Annotated in this window: 19 protein-coding genes; 9 read left to right on the forward strand and 10 right to left on the reverse strand. The window is 73.5% G+C overall.

The features are described from left to right. Window positions 1–89: 89 nt before the first annotated feature. Window positions 90–1,157, forward strand: a complete 1,068-nt coding sequence (locus ACIQMJ_RS20840; protein WP_499762648.1) for a phage exclusion protein Lit family protein — start codon at window positions 90–92, stop codon at window positions 1,155–1,157. Window positions 1,158–1,210: 53 nt separating this feature from the next. On the opposite strand, the gene ACIQMJ_RS20845 is transcribed toward ACIQMJ_RS20840, so the two are convergent. Further along, window positions 1,211–2,176, reverse strand: coding sequence for an aldo/keto reductase (locus tag ACIQMJ_RS20845; protein ID WP_499762649.1), 966 nt, complete (start codon window positions 2,174–2,176; stop codon window positions 1,211–1,213). A 130-nt stretch (window positions 2,177–2,306) separates the two neighbouring features. Between ACIQMJ_RS20845 and ACIQMJ_RS20850 the strand changes: the two genes are divergently transcribed. Genes ACIQMJ_RS20850 through ACIQMJ_RS20860 form a run of 3 tightly spaced genes read left to right on the forward strand, consistent with a single transcriptional unit; the run spans window position 2,307 to window position 4,883 of the window. Further along, window positions 2,307–3,356: an LLM class F420-dependent oxidoreductase gene (locus tag ACIQMJ_RS20850; RefSeq protein ID WP_499762650.1), complete on the forward strand. Its 1,050-nt coding sequence runs from the start codon at window positions 2,307–2,309 to the stop codon at window positions 3,354–3,356. Further along, the gene (locus ACIQMJ_RS20855) at window positions 3,353–4,177 is read left to right on the forward strand and encodes an undecaprenyl-diphosphate phosphatase (protein ID WP_499762651.1); all 825 of its coding nucleotides are present in this window, start codon (window positions 3,353–3,355) and stop codon (window positions 4,175–4,177) included. Before ACIQMJ_RS20850 ends, ACIQMJ_RS20855 begins: the two co-directional genes overlap by 4 nt. 10 nt (window positions 4,178–4,187) lie before the next feature. Further along, entirely contained in the window at window positions 4,188–4,883 is a 696-nt protein-coding gene (locus tag ACIQMJ_RS20860; protein WP_499762652.1) for a histidine phosphatase family protein, read from the forward strand. 330 nt (window positions 4,884–5,213) lie between these two features. Here ACIQMJ_RS20860 and ACIQMJ_RS20865 read toward each other — a convergent pair whose 3' ends face one another. Beyond that, window positions 5,214–6,368 carry a site-specific integrase gene (locus tag ACIQMJ_RS20865; protein WP_499762653.1) on the reverse strand — a complete coding sequence of 385 codons (1,155 nt, stop codon included), beginning with the start codon at window positions 6,366–6,368 and terminating at the stop codon, window positions 5,214–5,216. 110 nt (window positions 6,369–6,478) lie between these two features. On the opposite strand from ACIQMJ_RS20865, the gene ACIQMJ_RS20870 reads away from it, so the two are divergent. After that, the gene (locus ACIQMJ_RS20870) at window positions 6,479–6,763 is read left to right on the forward strand and encodes an ArsR/SmtB family transcription factor (RefSeq protein ID WP_499762654.1); all 285 of its coding nucleotides are present in this window, start codon (window positions 6,479–6,481) and stop codon (window positions 6,761–6,763) included. A 7-nt stretch (window positions 6,764–6,770) separates the two neighbouring features. Here the strand turns inward: ACIQMJ_RS20870 and ACIQMJ_RS20875 are convergent, their stop codons facing one another. The 3 genes from ACIQMJ_RS20875 to ACIQMJ_RS20885 form a co-directional block, all read right to left on the reverse strand. Next, a complete protein-coding gene (locus tag ACIQMJ_RS20875; protein ID WP_499763062.1) occupies window positions 6,771–7,136 on the reverse strand; it encodes a VOC family protein in 366 nt (121 codons plus the stop codon). 110 nt (window positions 7,137–7,246) lie between these two features. Beyond that, window positions 7,247–8,920: a hypothetical protein gene (locus tag ACIQMJ_RS20880; RefSeq protein WP_499762655.1), complete on the reverse strand. Its 1,674-nt coding sequence runs from the start codon at window positions 8,918–8,920 to the stop codon at window positions 7,247–7,249. Window positions 8,921–8,926: 6 nt separating this feature from the next. Next, complete coding sequence (locus ACIQMJ_RS20885; RefSeq protein WP_499762656.1) at window positions 8,927–9,835, reverse strand: glycosyltransferase family 2 protein; 909 nt, start codon at window positions 9,833–9,835, stop codon at window positions 8,927–8,929. A gap of 155 nt (window positions 9,836–9,990) precedes the next feature. On the opposite strand from ACIQMJ_RS20885, the gene ACIQMJ_RS20890 reads away from it, so the two are divergent. Further along, the gene (locus ACIQMJ_RS20890; RefSeq protein WP_499762657.1) at window positions 9,991–11,274 is read left to right on the forward strand and encodes a polysaccharide biosynthesis protein; all 1,284 of its coding nucleotides are present in this window, start codon (window positions 9,991–9,993) and stop codon (window positions 11,272–11,274) included. Window positions 11,275–11,308: 34 nt separating this feature from the next. Here the strand turns inward: ACIQMJ_RS20890 and ACIQMJ_RS20895 are convergent, their stop codons facing one another. The 4 genes from ACIQMJ_RS20895 to ACIQMJ_RS20910 all read right to left on the reverse strand — a co-directional run bounded on the left by ACIQMJ_RS20895 (window position 11,309) and on the right by ACIQMJ_RS20910 (window position 14,689). Further along, window positions 11,309–12,025: an MBL fold metallo-hydrolase gene (locus ACIQMJ_RS20895; protein WP_499762658.1), complete on the reverse strand. Its 717-nt coding sequence runs from the start codon at window positions 12,023–12,025 to the stop codon at window positions 11,309–11,311. Then, a complete protein-coding gene (locus tag ACIQMJ_RS20900; protein ID WP_499762659.1) occupies window positions 12,022–12,996 on the reverse strand; it encodes a hypothetical protein in 975 nt (324 codons plus the stop codon). The genes ACIQMJ_RS20895 and ACIQMJ_RS20900 overlap by 4 nt, the downstream gene beginning before the upstream one ends. A 116-nt stretch (window positions 12,997–13,112) precedes the next feature. Beyond that, window positions 13,113–14,318, reverse strand: coding sequence for an RNA polymerase sigma factor (locus ACIQMJ_RS20905; protein WP_499762660.1), 1,206 nt, complete (start codon window positions 14,316–14,318; stop codon window positions 13,113–13,115). Then, window positions 14,315–14,689 carry a YciI family protein gene (locus ACIQMJ_RS20910; protein WP_499762661.1) on the reverse strand — a complete coding sequence of 125 codons (375 nt, stop codon included), beginning with the start codon at window positions 14,687–14,689 and terminating at the stop codon, window positions 14,315–14,317. Before ACIQMJ_RS20910 ends, ACIQMJ_RS20905 begins: the two co-directional genes overlap by 4 nt. A 125-nt stretch (window positions 14,690–14,814) precedes the next feature. On the opposite strand from ACIQMJ_RS20910, the gene ACIQMJ_RS20915 reads away from it, so the two are divergent. Further along, window positions 14,815–15,249, forward strand: a complete 435-nt coding sequence (locus ACIQMJ_RS20915; protein WP_499762662.1) for a YybH family protein — start codon at window positions 14,815–14,817, stop codon at window positions 15,247–15,249. Here ACIQMJ_RS20915 and pdxR read toward each other — a convergent pair. Beyond that, window positions 15,239–16,597, reverse strand: coding sequence for a MocR-like pyridoxine biosynthesis transcription factor PdxR (pdxR, locus tag ACIQMJ_RS20920; protein ID WP_499762663.1), 1,359 nt, complete (start codon window positions 16,595–16,597; stop codon window positions 15,239–15,241). The two genes, ACIQMJ_RS20915 and pdxR, sit on opposite strands and share 11 nt — an antisense overlap. Before the next feature lie 268 nt (window positions 16,598–16,865). On the opposite strand from pdxR, the gene ACIQMJ_RS20925 reads away from it, so the two are divergent. Further along, complete coding sequence (locus tag ACIQMJ_RS20925; protein ID WP_499762664.1) at window positions 16,866–17,624, forward strand: isocitrate lyase/PEP mutase family protein; 759 nt, start codon at window positions 16,866–16,868, stop codon at window positions 17,622–17,624. Between the two features lie 35 nt (window positions 17,625–17,659). Then, window positions 17,660–18,475 (forward strand): thioesterase family protein, encoded by an 816-nt coding sequence (locus tag ACIQMJ_RS20930; protein WP_499762665.1) that lies wholly within the window; start codon window positions 17,660–17,662, stop codon window positions 18,473–18,475. Window positions 18,476–18,499: the final 24 nt, after the last annotated feature.

An 18,499-nucleotide genomic window follows, 5' to 3' on the forward strand; every position in this document is an offset into this window, starting at 1 on the left:
TCGTTGGTCTGGGCAGGTGATAGTCGGCCGCCACCCGTACCCCTCGGGCCCGTCCGGCGACTAACCCCAGTGAACGGGGAGGCGTCGCGATGACGGTCGAGGAGCTGCGGGAACGGCACGTGCAACTGCTGCGGGACCGGCGGGTGGTCGACCACCTCGACCCGCCGGCGCACCCCGCCGACACCGCCGCGCGCTACCACACGTGGACCCAGGTGGCCGCCGAACCGCTGCCCGACCTGCTCGGGCGGCTGGTGGACGTGCGGGTACGGCCCGGCGCGTACCGGTCCGCGCACCTGCACCGGCAGCAACGCACCCTCGAAGCGCTCCAGCCCGAGGTGCTGCACCTGGCCCGCGTCGCCGGCTGGGACACCCCCACGCCCGTGCTGGCCGGCGTGTTCCCCACCGGCACCCTCGACGCCCTCAGCGTCCCCGTGCCCGGCCGCGGCGTGCTCGTCCTGGTCAACACCGCGCTGCCGGACCTGCTCGGGGCCGTGCTCAAGACCATGACCGGCGCCCTGCCGAACTACGGCGCACCGCCCCTGCTGAGCGCGGAGCAGGCGTCCTACGCGCTGGCCGAGGCCGTCAACGCCCACCTGTACGGCAACGGCGCGGTCCAGGCCCGGCCGCTGCCGGAGCTGTCCGGGCAGCGCGCCGCGCTGGTCTCGCTGATGGCGCGGCGCGCCACCCAGTTCGTGCTGGCCCACGAGGTCGGGCACGTGCTGGCCGGGCACCTGCGGCACGCGCGCCGCCGCACCGACCCCGACACGCCGGTCGGCCCGCTGGACGCCCAGTCCGTCGGCTGGCGCCGCGAGCACGAAGCCGACCGGATCGCCGCCGTGATCATGCTGCGCAGCCTCGACGACCTCGGGCACCGCGAGCTGGAGGCGCACGAGCCGTGCCTGGTCGCCGCCGTGCTGCTGGTGCTGTTCCTGCACGAGGTCACCGACCGGCTCGCCGACGAGCTCGGCCTCACCCTCCCGTTCGCGGGCAACCACCCGCCGCCCGTGCGCCGCATCCAGACCCTGGTCGAGCATCTAGCCGGGCAGGTCCGCACACCCCGCGCCCTCGACCTCGCCGCCGACGTCGCCACCTGGCTGGAGGACCGGCTCGGCGACGTGCGGGACTGGTTCCGCCTCGTGGACGACGCCCTGCGCTGAACACCGCGCGGACACCTTCTCCGGCAGCGCGCAGGTCCGACCGGCCGGTCGGCTCAGCCCATCGGCCGTTCGGGGTAGCCGAACTCCACCGCGCTCACGTCGTCCAGCGCCGCCCGGATCGCCGGGGGCAGCGTCAGCTCCTCCGCCGCCAGCGACCCCAGCAGCTGGGCCGTGTCCCGCGCGCCCACCACCGGCGCCACCACGCCCGGCCGGTCGCGCACCCACGCCAGCGCCACGCACAGCGCGTTCGTGCCCAGCCCGTCCGCCGCCGTCGCCACCGCCTGCACGATCCGCGCCGCCCGCTCCGTGCGGTGCTGCTCCACGTACCCGGCGAAGTGCGCCGACGCGCCCCGCGAGTCCGACGGCGTGCCGTTGCGGTACTTGCCGGTCAGCACGCCCCGCCCCAAGGGCGCCCACGGCAGCAGCCCGATCCCGTGGTGCTGCGCCGCGGGCACGACCTCCCGCTCCACGCCGCGCTCCAGCAGCGAGTACTCCACCTGCGTCGACACCAGCGGCGTGTGGCCCGGCAGCGCCGCCGCCGTGCCCAGCTGCCAACCCGAGTAGTTCGACACGCCCGCGTACCGGACCTTGCCCGACGCCACCGCCGCGTCCAGCGCGGACAGCGTCTCCTCCAGCGGCACGTTCGGGTCCCACGCGTGCAGCTGCCACAGGTCGATGTGCTCCACGCCCAGCCGGCGCAGCGACCCGTCCAGGGCGTGCAGCAGCGCCCCGCGCGACGCGCCGCCGCCGAACGGGCCGTCGTTGCGCCGCGCCACCGCCTTCGTCGCGACGACCAGCTCGTCGCGGGGCACGACCTCGCCCAGCAGGCCGCCCAGGATCCGCTCGCTCTCGCCCTCCACGTACACGTCGGCGGTGTCCACCAGGGTGCCGCCGGCCTCGGCGAAGGCCAGCAACTGGGTGGCCGCCTCGTCCGCGTCGGTGTCCCGGCCCCAGGTCATCGTGCCCAGGGCCATCCGGGAGACCCGCAGTCCGCTGCGCCCGAGGTATCGCTGTTCCACGCGGGGGAGCCTAAAGGGTGATCGACTTACCGGCGGGTCGTGGCACGCGCGCGGTGCAGGCCCAATCCCGTCACGATCGGGGCACACCCGCCCTGGCGGACCAGGTTACCGACCGGTAGGGTCCCGGGTCGTGCGACTGGGACTGAACCTCGGGTACTGGGGCGCGGGCAACGACGCCGCGAACCTCGAACTGGCCAGGGAAGCCGACCGACTGGGCTACTCGGTGGTGTGGGCCGCCGAAGCCTACGGCTCCGACGCGCCGACGGTCCTGGCGTGGGTGGCCGCGCAGACCGAGCGCGTCGACGTCGGCAGCGCGATCCTGCAGATCCCGGCGCGGACGCCGGCCGCCACCGCGATGACCGCCGCCACCCTGGACTCGCTGTCCGGCGGCCGGTTCCGGCTGGGCCTGGGCGTGTCCGGCCCGCAGGTGTCGGAGGGCTGGCACGGCGTGCGGTTCGACAAGCCGCTGGGCCGCACCCGCGAGTACGTCGACATCGTCCGCGCCGCCCTGCGCCGCGAACGGCTGAGCTACTCCGGCGAGCACTACACGCTGCCGCTGCCCGACGGCCCCGGCAAGGCCCTCACCCTGACCGTGCACCCGGTGCGCGAGCACATCCCCGTCTACCTCGCCGCCATGGGCCCCCGCAACGTCGAGCTCGCGGGCGAGATCGCCGACGGCTGGCTGGCCCTGTTCCTGTCGCCCGAGCACTCCGGCGACGTGCTGGCGTCGCTGCGCGCGGGCCGCGAGAAGGCGGGCAAGACCCTCGACGGGTTCGACATCGCCGCCACCGTCCCCCTGGTCGTCGGCGACGACTGGCGCGCGTGCGCCGACGTCATCCGCCCCTACACCGCGCTGTACGTCGGCGGCATGGGCAGCCGGAAGAAGAACTTCTACAACGACAACGCCGCCCGCATGGGCTTCGCCGCCGAGGCGGCCGAGGTCCAGGAGCGCTACCTCGCCAAGGACTACCAGGGCGCCATGGCGGCCCTGCCGGTCGACTTCCTCGACGCCACCGCCCTGCTCGGCCCGAAGGAGCGCGTCGCCGACCGGATGCGCGCGTTCGCCGAAGCGGGGGTCACCACACTCACCCTTTCGCCCATGCTGCAAGATCTCGATCAGGGGATCGCCGCGCTCCGCACGGCGATCGAAGCTCTGGATCTGGCAGGAGTGGGTAGTTGAGCTGGTTGCAGGCCATCGTCCTCGGACTCGTCCAAGGACTCACGGAATTCCTGCCCATTTCCTCGTCCGGTCACATCAGGATCGTCTCGACACTGTTCTTCGGCAACGACGCGGGCGCCTCGTTCACGGCGGTCATCCAGCTCGGCACCGAGGTCGCGGTGCTGATCTACTTCGCCAAGGACATCGGCAACTTCATCGGTGCCTGGTTCCGCGGCCTGTTCAGCAAGGCCGCGCGCAAGACCGAGGACTACCGGATGGCCTGGTACGTGATCATCGGGTCCATCCCGATCAGCGTGCTCGGCTACCTGTTCAAGGACGAGATCCGGTCGTCGCTGCGCAACCTGTGGATCACCGCCACCGTGCTGGTGGTGTTCGGCCTGCTGCTCGGCCTGGCCGACCAGTTCGCCCAGCACATCCGCAACAAGCTCCAGCTCAAGGACGCCATCGGCATGGGCCTGGCCCAGGCGCTGGCGCTGATCCCCGGCGTGTCCCGCTCCGGCGGCACCCTCACCGCGGGCCTGTTCCTCGGCCTGGACCGCGCCTCCGCGGCCCGCTACTCGTTCCTGCTGGCCCTGCCCGCCGTGTTCGGCGCGGGCCTGTTCAGCATCCCCGACGTGCTCGAACGCGCCGAGCCCAACGCCGCCTCCGTGCCGCAGATGATCGTCGCCACGATCGTGTCGTTCGGGGTCGGCTACGCCACGATCGCGTGGCTGCTGCGCTACGTCTCCAAGCACAGCTACTCGGCGTTCGTGTGGTACCGGCTGCTGCTCGGCATCGTCCTGATGGGGCTGCTGTCGATGGGGCTCATCAACCCGACATAGGGTTGGCCCCGTGGCTACCGTGATCTTGCTGCGACACGCCCGCTCCACCGCCAACGGAGCGGGCGTGCTCGCGGGCCGCCAACCCGGCGTGGCACTGTCCGAACGCGGCGAGGAGCAGGCCGCGGCACTGGTCGACCGGCTCGCCGGCATTCCGGTCGCCGCCGTCGTCACCTCGCCGCTGCAACGCTGCCGGCAGACCCTCGCGCCGCTGCTCGACCGGCTCGGCCTGGACGCGACCGTCGAACCCGACCTCGCCGAGGTCGACTACGGCCAGTGGACCGGGCGCGAGATCAAGGACCTGCTCAAAGAGCCCCTGTGGTCGGTCGTGCAGCAGCACCCGTCCGCCGCGGTGTTCCCCGGCGGCGAGGGCCTGGCCACCGTCCAGTCGCGGGCCGTGGCCGCGATCAGGGCCCACGACGCCCGCGTCACCGCCGAGCACGGCCCCCGCGCGGTGTGGGTCGCGTGCAGCCACGGTGACGTCATCAAGGCGGTGCTGGCCGACGCGCTCGGCGTCCACCTCGACGGCTTCCAGCGGATCGTGGTCGACCCGGCGTCGGTGTCGGTCGTCCAGTACACCGAGCACCGGCCGTTCGTGCTGCGCGTCAACGACAACGGCGGCGACCTGTCGGCCCTCGTGCCGCCGCCGGAGAAGGCCGAGGAACCGCCGTCCTCCGACGCGGTCGTGGGCGGCGGCACCGGCGCGTGAGCAGCGCGTGGCCCCCGGACAGTGCAGGGTAGTCCGGGGGCCACGGTGCGCTTGGCCGGGGCGGGCGGCCTCGTGCCGACGATCGTATTGGCGTCGACACGCCGGTGAACGCCCCGTGACGCGCGCGGCGTTCGGCGGTGTCGCGGCACCGGCGCAGGTCAGCCCGCCCGCCCCAGGCGAGCCCAGGGACAAAAGCCCAGCTCAAGGCCGGTGGAAACAGCGCCGAAACAAACCGCGCAAGCGGCCTGGCGCGCCAACCGGCTAGCCCGTTCGGTTCCGCCCGGAAGGACCGGGCGTGTTAGAAGTTAACAACCGACCGTGCGCTCTTGATCACAGTCCGAGGCGGGTGACGGCGTTGTCCTCCAACGGGTTCGCCGTGCGGATGTAGCGGTGCACGGTCCGCGGGTTGGTCCAGCGGCCCTGCCGCATGATCTCCCGGTCGCTCGCGCCGCCCAGCGCCGCCTGCGTGGCGAACCCCGCCCGCAGCGAGTGCCCGCCGAACAGCGCCGGGTCCAGCCCCGCCCGCGCCGCGTACCGCTTCACCACGTCCGACACCGCCCGGTCCGACATCGACCGGCCGGCCACCCGGCCGTGCTTGGTCACCGACGGGAACAGCGGCCCGCGCGCGGGGTCGGGCCGATAGGAGTGGCAGCGGTGCGTCGCCGCCGGCTCGCCCTCGTCGGCCAGCAACGCCCGCGCGTCCGGCGCGGTCAGCACGTCCACCCAGTCCGCGAACGCGCACACCGGGCACGTCGGCCGCCGCGCCCCGCGGGGCAGCACGACGCGCTGCCGGTGCGCGCCGGTCTGGTCGGTCTTCGTCACGCCCAGCTCGACCAGCAGCAGCGGCTCGTGCGTGCGCGGGTCCACGTCCACCGTGACGTCCTCCAGCGCCACCGCCGCCAGCTCGCTGCGCCGCAACGCGCCCGCGAACCCCACCAGCAGCAGCAACGCGTCACGTCGCCGCGCCACCCCGGTGGGCCAGCCGGGCGGCGGCAGTTCCGCCAGCAACGCCTCCAGCGTGCCCAGCAGCACCGGCCGCTTGCGCCGCGGCTGGGCCTGCCGGGTGCGGCGCACACCGCGCAGCGTCAGGCGCACGACGTCCGACCGCGTGGGGGAGGGCAGCCCGCCGGCCGCGTGCACCGCCGCGATCGCCGCCGCCTTGCGCTCCAGCGTGGACGGCCCGAACGCGGGGGAGCCGTCGGGTTTCGTCGTGTCGGCCGCCACCGCCAGGTACACCGCGACGTCCACCGGGTCCGCGGGCAGCGCCGTGCGGCCCTCGGCCTCGCACCACGCGGCCCACGCGACCCAGTCGGAGCGGTAGGCGCGCAGGGTGTTGGGGGACTGGGCGGCGCGCAGGTAGCCCGCCAGGGCGTCGGCCTGCTCCACGTCGAACCGGCGGCGGACCTGCTCCAGCGCGGCGTAGTCCACCAGCGCCGCGTGCCGCACGCGGTCGAGCTCCGCGCGCACCGGCTCCGGCAAGGTCACCGCGCCACCCTAACAGCTTCGACGTACTTGAAATCTTCAGTGTGGACTAATAGACCACTTGACCAGGGTCGCTACTATGCGGAACCGTGCGCGCTCTACAACACCCGGACGTGGAAGATCTCCGTCTCTCCACAGTCCTGAGCGCGCTCGCCGACCCGGTCCGACTGCGGATCGTCGCCGAGCTCGCACGATCGGGTGGGATCGTGTGCGGGCAGTTCGACGTGCCGGTCAGCATGTCGACGCTGTCGCACCACCTGAAGGTGCTCCGTGAAGCCGGGGTGCTGCGCGTGACGCCGCAGGGCAGCTACCGCAAGCACGAGCTGCGGCGCGACGAGATGGAACGCCGGTTCCCCGGCGTGCTGGACTCCATCACCAGCGCGATCGAAGCACCCTGAGGCCCGGTCACCAGCCTTCCAGGAACAGGCAGAACGGGTGGCCGGCGGGGTCGAGGTAGACCCGCACGCCCTCCTGCGGCTGGAAGTCGGCGAGCGTCGCGCCCAGCGCGACGGCGTGCGCCCCGGCGGTCTCCAGGTCGTCGACCAGGATGTCCAGGTGCGCCATCATCCGCTGCTCGCCGGCCGCGGCGGGCCAGGTGGGGCGCTGGTAGTCCGGTTCGGTCTGGAACGACAGCCCGGCGCTGCCGTCGGCGGGGCGGAGGGTGGCCCAGCCGGGTTCGTCGTCGCGCAGCGGCCAGCCGAGCAGGTCGCGGTAGAAGCGGGCGAGGGCTTGGGCGTCGGGTGCGTCGAGCACCGTGGCGGTCAGCTTCAGCACGGAGTCGATTTTCACCCGGCGGGGTGATCTTCGCACGGTGGTGGGGACAGCGGTGGGGGCGGCCGGATCGCTCCGACCGCCCCCACCTCGCCGTGCCGTGCCGCGGGTCAGCCGCCCTGGGTCGGGTGCGGCAGGTCGCCGGGCTTGGGTGCGCCTTCGGCCAGTTCGGCCAGCGCTTCGCCGAGGCGGTAGTCGTTCTGCTCGAAGCAGCCCTTGCCCAGGGTGTGGGCGTAGGCGGAGCAGGTGCCGTCGAGCTGCCGGGTCAGCTGGGCGGCGCTGGCGAGGTAGCCGAGGGAGTTGTCCGTGCGGGGCATGTACCGGTCGCCGAGGGACGAGCCCGCGGAGGCGATGAGCAGGAACAGGGCGGCGAGGACGCCGATGCCGGTCGACGGTGAGGCGAGCGCGAGGCGGACGCGGTCGACGCCGTCGAAGCGGCGCACGCCGTAGTAGGCGGCGAAGCCGGTGAGCAGGAGCAGGCAGTAGAGCAGTTCGGCGGTGCTGCGCGGCCACAGCTGCACGGCGTCGGCGGCGTACATCTGGGCGCCGAAGTGGAAGCGCAGCAGCCAGGCGCCGGCGAAGACGGTGGTGAGGAGGATGACGGCGGTGCGGCGGCGGGCCACGGCGATGGCGGCGGCGAGGCCGACGAGGGTGAGGAGGGTGAACAGGCCGACGCCGCCGAGTTCACCGGGTGGTGGCCAGGGGCCGGTGTTGCCGGGCAGGTCGCTGCGCCACATGGCGATGTAGGTGGGTTCGGTCCAGGTGTCCCAGTAGAAGTAGCGGTCCTTGACCGAGCCGGAGGCGGTGAGCAGGCCGAAGAGGTGGCGGAACGAGACGGCGACGAAGACGGCGGCGGTGGTGGCGATCAGGGCGAGGCCCTTGAGGGGGCCGGTGCGCCAGGGGAACAGCACGAGGGCGGAGATGAGCACGCCGGGTGCGGACCAGACGAACCAGCCGGAGTAGGTGAGGAAGACCAGGCCGAGGGCGGCGCCGGCGCCGATGCCGTGCAGGACGATGCCGCGCCAGGGGGTGTCGCCGGCGCGGCGCAGGCGGCGCAGCAGGGCGAGCAGGACGGCGGCCATGACGACGAGCATGAGGTTGGTGTAGGGCTTGTAGGGGTCGATGAGGATCATGCCGGGGACGACGCCGAGGCCGAGTGCCCAGACCGGGGACAGCAGCAGTCGCCAGGAGAGGTAGGCGACGGGGCCGAACAGGGCGGTGCCGAGGATCTGCAGCGCTTTGAGGGAGTGTTCGGGGGTGGTGTCGGTGAGCTGGGAGAACCAGGCGATGGCGTGGACCCAGCCGGGTGGGTAGTCGGCTTGCATGGTGCCGGTGTCGATGAGCGTGTGGGCCCAGCGGACGAGGGCGCCTGAGTCGCCGCCGTTGGCGTTGAGGCCCCAGGAGGTGCCGCGCAGGGCGATGAGGACGGCGCCGGCGACGAGTCCGCTGAACAGGCCGGCGGCCGCGGCGGCGGCGATGCGGCGGGTCAGGGGTGCGTGGGTGGCCCAGCGCGCGCGGGCGGCGACGACGGTGAGCAGGAGCAGGACCGCGGCGATGAGGGCGTAGCGGAGTTGGAGTGCGGCGAGGCCGCTGATCTGGCCGATCCGGTCGAGCGGGTTGACGTCGACGCCGCGGGCGAGGAGCACCACCAGCGCTGCGGCGGCCACGGACACGACGGCTTCGGCGGCGAAGAGCAGACCTCGGCGGGGTTGTGCGGTGGGGGGCGGCGGCGGGGTGTGCTCGGGGCTGGTCCGCGGCGGTTGTTCTGGCGCGGTCGACAGCACCGTCGATCACTTCCTCACGGGTTTGGTGGTTCCGAATGCGTGGCGGGCGAGGAGCTTGGCGCTGGCGGTTTGCCGTGAGGTGACGGCGCCGGGCAGCAGGAGCAGGGCGTGCAGGCGGGAGGAGAGGTGGCGGCGGGCGGCTTTGGCGGCGCGGTGCCAGCCGATCTCGTCCATGTGGTCGGCGACTTCGAGGAAGAAGTCGTGCTCTTCGGTGAAGCGCCGGCCGAGGGAGGCCAGGGAGGAGGACACGCTGGCGTCGTGGCGGCGGTACTGGAAGCAGACGTCGGGGACGACGACGAGTTGTCCGCCGCGTTCGAGGAGGTCGAGCATGAGGGCGAGGTCGAGGACGACGCTGAGACCTTGGCGGAAGCCGAGGTCTTTGAGGGCTTCGCGGCGCCAGCACAGGGAGGGGAAGTAGGTCCAGTTGCCGCGCAGGAGGCTGATGGCGAGGTCTTCGCCGGCCATGACCTTGGGGGTGGTGGTGTCGGGGGCGTAGAGGCTGCGCTTGACGCGGTCGGTGAGGGGTCGGACGACCTGGCCGGTGCTGTCGATGACGTCGACGCCTGCTTGGACGACGTCGGCGTCGGGGTAGCGCTGGGTGGTGCGGCGGATGGTGCTGACGTAGTTGGGCAGCATGGCGTCGTCGGAGCCCATGACGACGAGGAAGTCGCGTTCGGCGAGGTCGAGGCACTTCTGGAAGTTGGCGTTGATGCCGAGGTTGCGCTCGTTGCGCTGGTAGTGGATGCGGTCGTCGCGCAGTGAGGCGAACCAGTCGGGCAGGCCGTTGTCGGTGACGCTGTCGTCGATGACGGTGAGGTGCCAGTTGGCGTCGTCCTGTGCGATGACGCTGCGCACGGCGGTTTTGAGGTACGAGATGTCCCCGTAGTGGGGGAGCATGATGTCGATGCCGTTCATGGTCACCTCGTACGACCGACGATCAGGCTGCGGTGTGGAACACCCATCCCCTTGCCACGACCCTTCCCCTTGCGCCCTGTCCCTCGTGGTTCCACCCGAGCGCCGGGGATACCGGCTTTCAGGAGGTGGCGACGAGGCAGCCTACTGTGTTGGCGGTGAGCGCAGACATCATGCCCCCGCGTCGGTTGAGCCCTGCTGTCGTCGTGGGGTTGGGCACGTTGGTTCTCGGTGCGTCGGGTTACGCGTTCGTGGCGATCGCGGGTCATTCGCTGTCGGCGGTGGACGCGGCGGCGGTGGCGGCGTTCTACCTGTTGGTGAACATCGTGGGTCCGGGGATCTTCTCGGCGTTGGAGCAGCAGGCGAGTCATGCGACGTCGCGGGCGTTGGCGCGGGGTGAACGCGCTGGTGGGGCGGTGCGTCGGGTGGGGCGTGAGGGTGTGGTGCTGATGGTGGTGGTGTTGGGTGTGCTGGCGTTGGTGTCGCCGGTGTTGGTGGATCGGTCGTTGAAAGGGTCGTGGCCGTTGTTCGGCGCGGTGGTGGTGGCGGTGGTGACTTCGGCGGCTATTTACCTGGCGCGTGGTGTGTTGGGTGGAATGCGGCGGTTCACGGGTTATGCGGCGACTTTGGCGGGTGAGGGATTCGCTCGTTTGTTCGGTGCGATCGCGTTGGCGGTGGCGGGTGTGGCGGGTGCGGGGCTGTTCGGGATGACGTTCGCGTCGGGGACGGTCGTGGGTGTGGTGGCGGGGTTGGTGTGGTTGCGGTCGCGGCCGGCGCCGGTGGCCGGTGGTGCGGGGGGTTCGGCGGGGCCGGAGCGGGTGGAGAGCTTGGCGTTGTTGGTGATGGCGGGGTTGTTGGTGCAGGCGGTGGCGAACGTGGCGCCGATCGTGGTGACGGCGCGGTTGCCGCACGACGCGGGGTTGGCGTTGGCGTTCTCGTCGGCGTTCATCCTGGTGAGGGTGCCGTTGTTCGTGTTCTCGCCGGTGCAGGCGTTGTTGTTGCCGGGGTTGACGGAGGCGGCGACGCGGGGTGATCTGGGTGCGGTGCGGTCGGTGTTGCGGCGGATCTCGGTGTGGGTGTTGGTGGTCGGTGTGGTGGGTGCGGTGGGGTCGGCGGTGTTGGGTCCGTGGGCGGTGCGGGTGTTCTTCGGGGCGGAGGCGGGGTTGTCGTGGGTGTTGATGGGTGCGTTGGGGGTGGGGACGTTGTTGTTGATGGTGGCGCAGGTGTTGCAGCCGGCGTTGATCGCGTTGGGTGCGCGGTCGGCGATCACGGGGTCGTGGGTGGCGGGGACGGTGGCGTTGTTGGTGGTGTTGGTGTTGCCGGGGTCGCCGGTGGTGGTGGCGACGGTGGCGCAGTTGGTGGGGCCGTTGTTGGTGGCGGCGGGGATGGCGGTGGCGTTGGGGCGGCGGTTGGCGGCGGTGGGTGCGGCCCGGTCGGCGTGATGCCGCCGCGGGGCGTTCGGCGGTCGCGTGGAGTTCACCTGATCGTGAAGGTTTCGCCGGGGCGGGCGACGGGGGCTTGGGCGCGTTCGGCGGCTTCGGCGGTGCTGAGGGTGTGGCCGATGTGGGTGAGCAGGAGGCGGCGGGCGCGGCGGGCGGCGTCGGCGGCGTCTTCGGGGGTGCAGTGGTGGGGTCCGGCGCCGTCGGCTTCGCACAGGAGCAGGTCGGCGTCGGTGGCGAGGTCGTCGAGGGCGGGGCAGGGTCCGGTGTCGCCGGAGTAGGCGAAGGTGGTGTCGTGGTGGGTGGCGCGCAGGCCGAAGGCGGGCAGGCCGTGGTCGACGGCGCGGCTGGTGAGGGTGAGGTCGCCGATGTCGGTGTGGTGGCCGTCGTGCAGTTCGTGGACGTCGAAGGCGGCGGAGGCGGGGTTGGGGGAGGCGCCGGCGAGGAAGGTCTCGAGCCGGTCGGCGAGTCCGGGTGGGCCGTAGAGGGGGATGGGGGCGCGGGGTTGGTGGTCGGCGAACAGCAGCGCGTAGTAGTAGGGCAGCAGGTCGGCGGCGTGGTCGGCGTGGGTGTGGGAGATCCAGACGGCGTCGAGGAGGTCGGGTCGGTGGTGGCGTTGCAGTTCGGCGAGGGTGCCGGGGCCGGCGTCGACCCAGATGGCGGTGTGCTCGGTGCGCAGCAGGTAGCCGGAGCAGGGGTTGCCGGGGCGCGGGTAGGGCGTGGCGGTGCCCAGGACGGTGAGGCGGAAGGTCACGGGGCAGTGTGGCGCAGGACGTGGACGCCCGCCGCTGTTTTGAGGTAGGCCCAGGTGGTGGCGCCGGTGGTGGCGAGGCCGACGTGGGAGGCGGAGGCGCGGGCGAGGTCGTCGGGCAGGGCGACGGGGGTCCAGTGCTCGCCGGTCCAGCGGTGGAAGGCGGGTCTGGTCTCGAAGGAGCGGTGGGTGGCGCGCACGCCCCAGGTCCAGCCGGCGGCGACGCCGTGGACGCTGAGGCGGCCGGTGTCCTCGGGTGGGGGGACGGGGGTCCACTGCTCGCCGTCCCACCGGTGCACGCGCAGGCCGTCGGTGTCGCGGACGTGGCCGAGCCAGATGTCGTCGGGTGTGGTGGCGGCGAGGCGGGCGACGTGGCCGCGTTCGGTGCGGGGTCCGGTGATCTCGGTCCAGGTGTGGCCGTCCCAGCGGGTGAGGACGGGGTATTCGTAGGTGGCGGGTCCGGCGCCGGCGAGTCCTCCGCCGCCGGCCCACAGGACGTGGGGTCCGGCGGTGGTGATGGTCTGGAGGCTTTCGCGGGTCGAGGACAGGGCGGTGCGCAGGCGCCAGGTGGTGCCGTCGTAGTGGAGGGTGTCGGGGCCGGTGCCGACCACGTGGACGTGGCCGCCGGCGACCGCGGCGACGGCTTTGGCCCAGGCGATGCGGGGTGTGGGCACGACGTCCCAGGTGGTGCCGTCGTAGTGCAGGACGAGGGGGCGGCCGTCGCTGTTGCCGACGGCCCAGACGTCGTCGGGCGCGGCGGCGGACACGCCGGAGAGGCTGGCCGGGGCGGGCAGCTCGGGCAGCGGCTCGACCTGCCAGGTGGTGCCGGTCCAGCGCAGCACCAGCGGCGCGGTCGGGCGGCTGGTGAACACGCCGGTGGTGCCCGCCAGCCACGCGTGGTGCTCGCCGGCGGTCGCCAGGTCGGCCAGTGCGGTGCTGGGCGGCAGCACGGGCACCGGCACGGGTCGGAACAAGCCAACTCCCCCTCGATGGGTCGTCCCCCGACTCATCGCGTGATCCAGCTCAGCGGCCGGGGTGCCCGTGCGCCAGCCGCCGAACGGCGGCTTGTCGTTGCGCGGCGGCGCGGCCGCTACTCCTGTCGGGCGCGGTGTTCGAGGTAGCGGCGTTCCGGCAGGCTCAGGGTGGCACGGGCGGCGCGGGCGTAGTGCGCGCGGGCCGCGTCGTGGTCGCCGGCGAGGTCGAGCAGGTGGGCGCGCACGGCGTCGACGCGGTGGTGTCCGGCGAGTGCGGGGTCGCGGGCGGCGTCGTCCAGGCGGGCCAGGCCGGTGGCGGGTCCGTGGACCATGGCGGCGGCGACGATCCGGTTGAGGGCGACCATCGGGCCGGGGGTGAGGGTGTGCAGCAGGTCGTACAGGCCCAGGACCTGCTTCCAGTCGGTGTCGGCGGCGGTGGGTGCTTCGGCGTGCAGGGCGGCGATGGCGGCTTGGAGCTGGTAGGGGCCGATGGCGGTGGTGGTGAGGGCGGCGTGGACCAGCCGGGTGCCTTCGGTGATCTGGTCGGTGTTCCACAGGGCGCGGTCCTGCTCGGCGAGGGGGACGAGGGAGCCGTCGGCGCGGGTGCGGGCGGGGCGGCGGGCGTCGGTGAGCAGCATCAGGGCCAGCAGCCCGGCGGATTCGCCGTCGTGGGGCAGGCGGGTGAGCAGCTCGCGGGTCAGGCGGACGGCTTCGCCGGAGAGGTCGACGCGGTGCAGGTCGGCGCCGGAGCTGGCGGTGTGGCCTTCGGTGAACACCAGGTACAGCACGTGGCGCACGGCGTCGAAGCGGGCGTCGCGTTCGGTGTCGGGTGGCAGGGCGAAGCGGGCGCCGGTGGCTTTGACGCGCTGCTTGGCGCGGCTGATGCGTTGCGCGACGGTGGTTTCGGGGACGAGGAACGCCCGCGCGATCTCGGCGGTGGTCAGGCCGCCGACGGCGCGCAGGGTCAGCGCGACCTGGGACGGCGGTGTCAGCGCGGGGTGGCAGCACAGCGTGAGCAGCGTGAGGGTGTCGTCCACGCCGGGCGGGGGTTCGGTGTCGGGGGGTGTCAGCGCGACCACCGCCTCCTCGCGGCGGCGGCGCGCGGTGTCGGCCCGGTGGATCTCGATGCGGCGGCGTGAGGCGACGGTGATCAGCCAGCCGGCCGGGTTGTCGGGGACGCCGTCGGCGGGCCAGCGGGTCGCGGCGGCCAGCAGCGCTTCCTGCACGGCGTCCTCGCAGGCGTCGAAGCCGCCGTGGTGGCGCACCAGCGCGCCCAGCACGCGCGGCGCGAGTTCCCGCAGCAGCGGGCCGATCGCGGTCACAGCGGGAAGTCGGCCAGCGAGGACAGCACCGGCCGCACCTCCACCAGGCCGAGCGCGGCCTCGGGGACGCGGGCCGCGATCTCCAGCGCCCGGTCGGCGGTGTCGACCTCGACCAGGTAGAACCCGGCCAGCAGTTCCTTGGCCTCGGCGAAGGGCCCGTCGGTGGTGAGCACCTGCCCGTCGCGCACGGCGACGCGGGTGGTCTGCGCCGGGTCGGTCAGCGCCTCGGACACCACGAGCTCGCCGGAGGCGGCCAGTTCCTCGTCCAGCGCCGCGTAGGCGTCCAGGCCGGCCGCCCGGTCCTCGGTGGCCAGGCGGTCCCAGATCGCGCGGGACTCCGGGTTGCTGTAGATCAGGACCAGGTACTTCACCACGAGCCTCCGAGAAGAAGAATTCCGGGAAAACCGGTCCGGGGATGTCGAGGACGGGCGCCCAGCTTCTACGTCCTCCGTGACGGGCGCCCGACCGGGGTGCCCCACCGGAGAGGATCACCGCCATGAGCGAGCACACCGACATCACCGACCTGCTGCACCGGCGGGCCGCCGCGATGCGCGCCGGCGACGCGGACGGCCTCGTCGCCGACTACCTGCCCGACGCGGTCACCTTCACCCTGGCCCCGCCGCTGCGGCACACCGCGCCCGAGGTGGGCGATCCCGAGGCGATGCGGGCGTGGTTCGCGACGTTCGACTCGGCCGTGGACTACGAGATCCGCGACCTGCACGTCACCGCCGAGGGCGACCTGGCGTTCTGCCACAGCCTCAACCGCATGTCCGCCGTGCCGCGCGGTCGCGCGGAGGCGTTCGACCTGTGGTTCCGCGCCACGGTGTGCCTGCGGCGGGTGGACGGGGCGTGGCGCATCGCGCACGAGCACACCTCCACTCCGTTCCACATGGACGGCAGCTTCTCCGCCGCCCTGGACCTCACGCCGTAAGGGCCAGGGTCAACGCGTTCAGCGCGGCGCGGTAGGCGTGCTCGGCCGGGGTCGCGTACCCCACCACCACGCCCTGCCGCGCCGCGTCACGCGGGTCGTGCCAGTGCTCCCGCAGCCCGGACACGGCCAGGCCGTGCGCGGCGGCTCGCGCCACCACCGCCGCCTCGTCGGGGTGCTCGACCAGCACGTGCAGCCCGGCCGAGACGCCGTGCGCGGCCACGCCGAGGCCGGTGAGCCGCCGCACCAGCAGGTCGCGGCGGCGCCGGTAGCGCAGCCGGCAGGCCCGGATGTGCCGGTCGTAGGCGTGCGTGCCGATCAGGTCGGCCAACGCGAGCTGGCCCACGACCTCGGTGTGGTGGTCGGCGTGCAGCTTGGCGTCGACGACGGGGTCCACCCAGCGCGGCGGCAGCACCAGCCACCCCAGCCGCACCCCCGGGCCCAACGTCTTCGACGCGCTGCCCGCGTAGGCGACGTGGTCGGGTGCGGTGCCCTGCACGGCGCCCAGCGGCTGCCGGTCGTAGCGGAACTCGCCGTCGTAGTCGTCCTCCACGACCAGCGCGCCCGACTGCCGCGCCCACGCCGTCAGCGCACGTCGGCGGTCGGGGTGCAGCGGCACGCCGGTCGGGTACTGGTGCGCCGGGGTCACCACCGCGGCGGCCACGTCCGCCGGGACCGCCGCGCCGCGCTCGTCCACCGGCAGCGGCACGACCCGCCGCCCGGCGCGTTCCACCACGTCGCGGTGGAACGGCAGGCCCGGGTCCTCCATCGCCACCGGCCCGTCCAGCACCGACGCCAGCAGCGCCAGCGCCTGCACGTACCCGGAGGTGATCACGACCCGCTCGGGTGCGGCCTGCACGCCGCGGGTGCGCCCGAGGTACTCGGTCAGCGCGGTCCGCAGCTCGATCCGGCCGCGCGGGTCGCCGTACCCGTGCACGGTGGCCGGCGCGGCGCTCAGCGCCCGGCGGGTGGCCCGCAGCCAGGCCGTGGTCGGGAACGTCGACACGTCCGGGCTGCCCGGCGTCAGGTCGTGCCGCGGCGTCGGCGCGACCGGCCCGGCGGGCCCGGCGGGGGCGGCGGGCCGGGGGAGCGGCGCGACCCGGGTGCCCGCGCCCCGGCGTGCGGTCAGGTAGCCCTCGGCCACCAGCTGGTCGTAGGCGGCGGCCACGGTGTTGCGGGCCAACCCCAGCTCGACGGCCAACCGGCGGGTCGCGGGCAGCCGCGCGCCGGGGGCCAGGCGCCCGGCGCGGATCGCCTCCCGCAGCGCGCGTTCCACCCCGCCGCGCCGGGTCAGCGCGGGATCGAGGTCCAGGTGCAGGTCGACGCCCGCGTCCGCCCGGTCATCCGACACGGGTCCGGACCCTAACCGGCCACCCCGCCCCCGCACCGGGGAAACCGGCACGGTGATCGAATTCCGCGAAAACCGCGGAAAGGAGGACATTGCGGAATCAACCGCGCGGCCCGTCGGAAATCGGCCGGTGCCCGGAGAACCGGGCAACGGAACGCGGTGTTCGCCGGGTTGCGAAATGGCAGTATTGGCGGCGCTGATCGAGTGATCACCACGTGGAACGGGGTCGGGTCGCCGTGCGACCACGACCCCAGTCGTGACGGGAGTCGATGTGACCAGGACCGATGTGACCGAGGCGGCCAACGCGCTGCGCGCGCTGCACGTGCCGGGCAGCCCGCTGGTGGTGCCCAACGCGTGGGACGTCTCGTCCGCCCGCGTCTTCGCCGAGGCGGGCCACCCGGTCGTGGCGACCACCAGCGTCGCCGTGGCCGCCGTCTTAGGCTTCCAGGACGGGCACGACATGCCCGCCGACGTCGCGTTCGACGCCGTGCGCCGGATCGCCGCCGCCGTCGAGGTGCCGGTGACCACCGACATCGAACGTGGCTACGACCTGCCGCCCGCCCGGGTCGGAGAGAGGCTGGCCGAGGTCGGCGCGGCCGGCTGCAACCTCGAGGACTCCGACCCGCGCACCAAGGCCATGGTCGACGTGGCCGAGCAGGCCGATTTCCTGGCCGCCGTGCGCGCCGCCAACCCGGACCTGGTGATCAACGCCCGGATCGACGAGTTCCTCAACGGCGGCAAGTCCTTCGACGACGCCGTGCGGCGGGCGCAGGTCTACTTCGAGGCGGGCGCGGACTGCGTCTACCCGATGCGGCTGCCCGGCGACCGGGTCGCCGAGTTCGTCGAGGCCGTCGGGCGTCGGCCGGTGAACATCGCGCACGGCCCCGGCGCGCCCACCCCGAACGACCTGGCGCCGCTGGGCGTGGCCCGGGTCAGCTTCGGGCCCGGCCTGCACAACGTGCTGATGATGAAGCAGCTCAAGAAGATGGCCACCGACATGCTCGACGGCGGCAGCCCCTACCGCGGCTGAACTACCCGCCGGTAACGCCCATTAGGGTGAGTCCCATGTACGAGTGGGACACCGACACGCGGGTGGACGCGACGGGGGACGGGCGGTTCGCCGCGCAGCTCACCGACCGGTGGGCCAGTGCCGGCGGGCGGCCCAACGGCGGGTACCTCGTCGCGTTCTGCCTGCGTGCGCTCGGCCAGGTGCTGCCGCACCCCGACCCGCTCGTCGTCGGCGCCCACTACCTGCGGCCCGGCGTCGTCGGACCCGCCCGCGTCGACACCGAGCTCATCCGCGCCGGACGCCGGCTGTCCACCGGCGAAGCCCGCCTGACCTGCGGCGACCGCGAAGTGCTGCGCGTCGTCGCCTCCTACGCCGACCTCGCCGACACCGCCGGCGCCACCGGACCGGACCTCCAGCTCGGCCAAGCGCCCGACCTGCCGCCGCCCGACGAGTGCGTCGACGCCTACGGCGACCTGCGCCTGCCCGGCGTCACCGTCGCCGACCGCGTCGACGTGCGCGCGCCCGAGCCGTTCGGCTGGGCGAGGGGCCGGCCCACCGGCGTCCCGCGCGCCGAGTTCTGGCTCCGCTTCGCCGACGGCCGCCCCGCCGACACCGCCGGCCTGGCGACCCTGGTCGACACCGCCGCGCCCGCCGTCCTCGACCTCGGCGTCACCGACTCCGCCACCGTCGAGCTCACCGTCCACGTCCGCGCCCGTCCCACCTCGGCCGGCACCACCCCGACCTGGCTCGCCGCCCGCGTCGCCACCCGCCACCTCGCCGGCGGCTACCACGAGGAGGACGTCGAGCTGTGGGACACGACCGGGCGGCTGGTGGCCCAGTCACGCCAACTCGCCGTGTCCGCCGGCCGATAATCGGCAGCCCCGCCGGCCCACCCT

This window comes from Actinosynnema sp. NPDC091369 (assembly GCF_044757065.1).
GTDB lineage: Bacteria > Actinomycetota > Actinomycetes > Mycobacteriales > Pseudonocardiaceae > Actinosynnema.

What these genes read in the sequence shown, in the direction of transcription:
- ACIQMJ_RS20840 (WP_499762648.1), top strand. Translation starts at nt 90, where the DNA reads ATGACGGTCGAGGAGCTGCGGGAACGGCACGTGCAACTGCTGCGGGAC.
- ACIQMJ_RS20885 (WP_499762656.1), bottom strand. Translation starts at nt 9,835, where the DNA reads ATGAACGGCATCGACATCATGCTCCCCCACTACGGGGACATCTCGTAC.
- ACIQMJ_RS20915 (WP_499762662.1), top strand. Translation starts at nt 14,815, where the DNA reads ATGAGCGAGCACACCGACATCACCGACCTGCTGCACCGGCGGGCCGCC.
- ACIQMJ_RS20930 (WP_499762665.1), top strand. Translation starts at nt 17,660, where the DNA reads ATGTACGAGTGGGACACCGACACGCGGGTGGACGCGACGGGGGACGGG.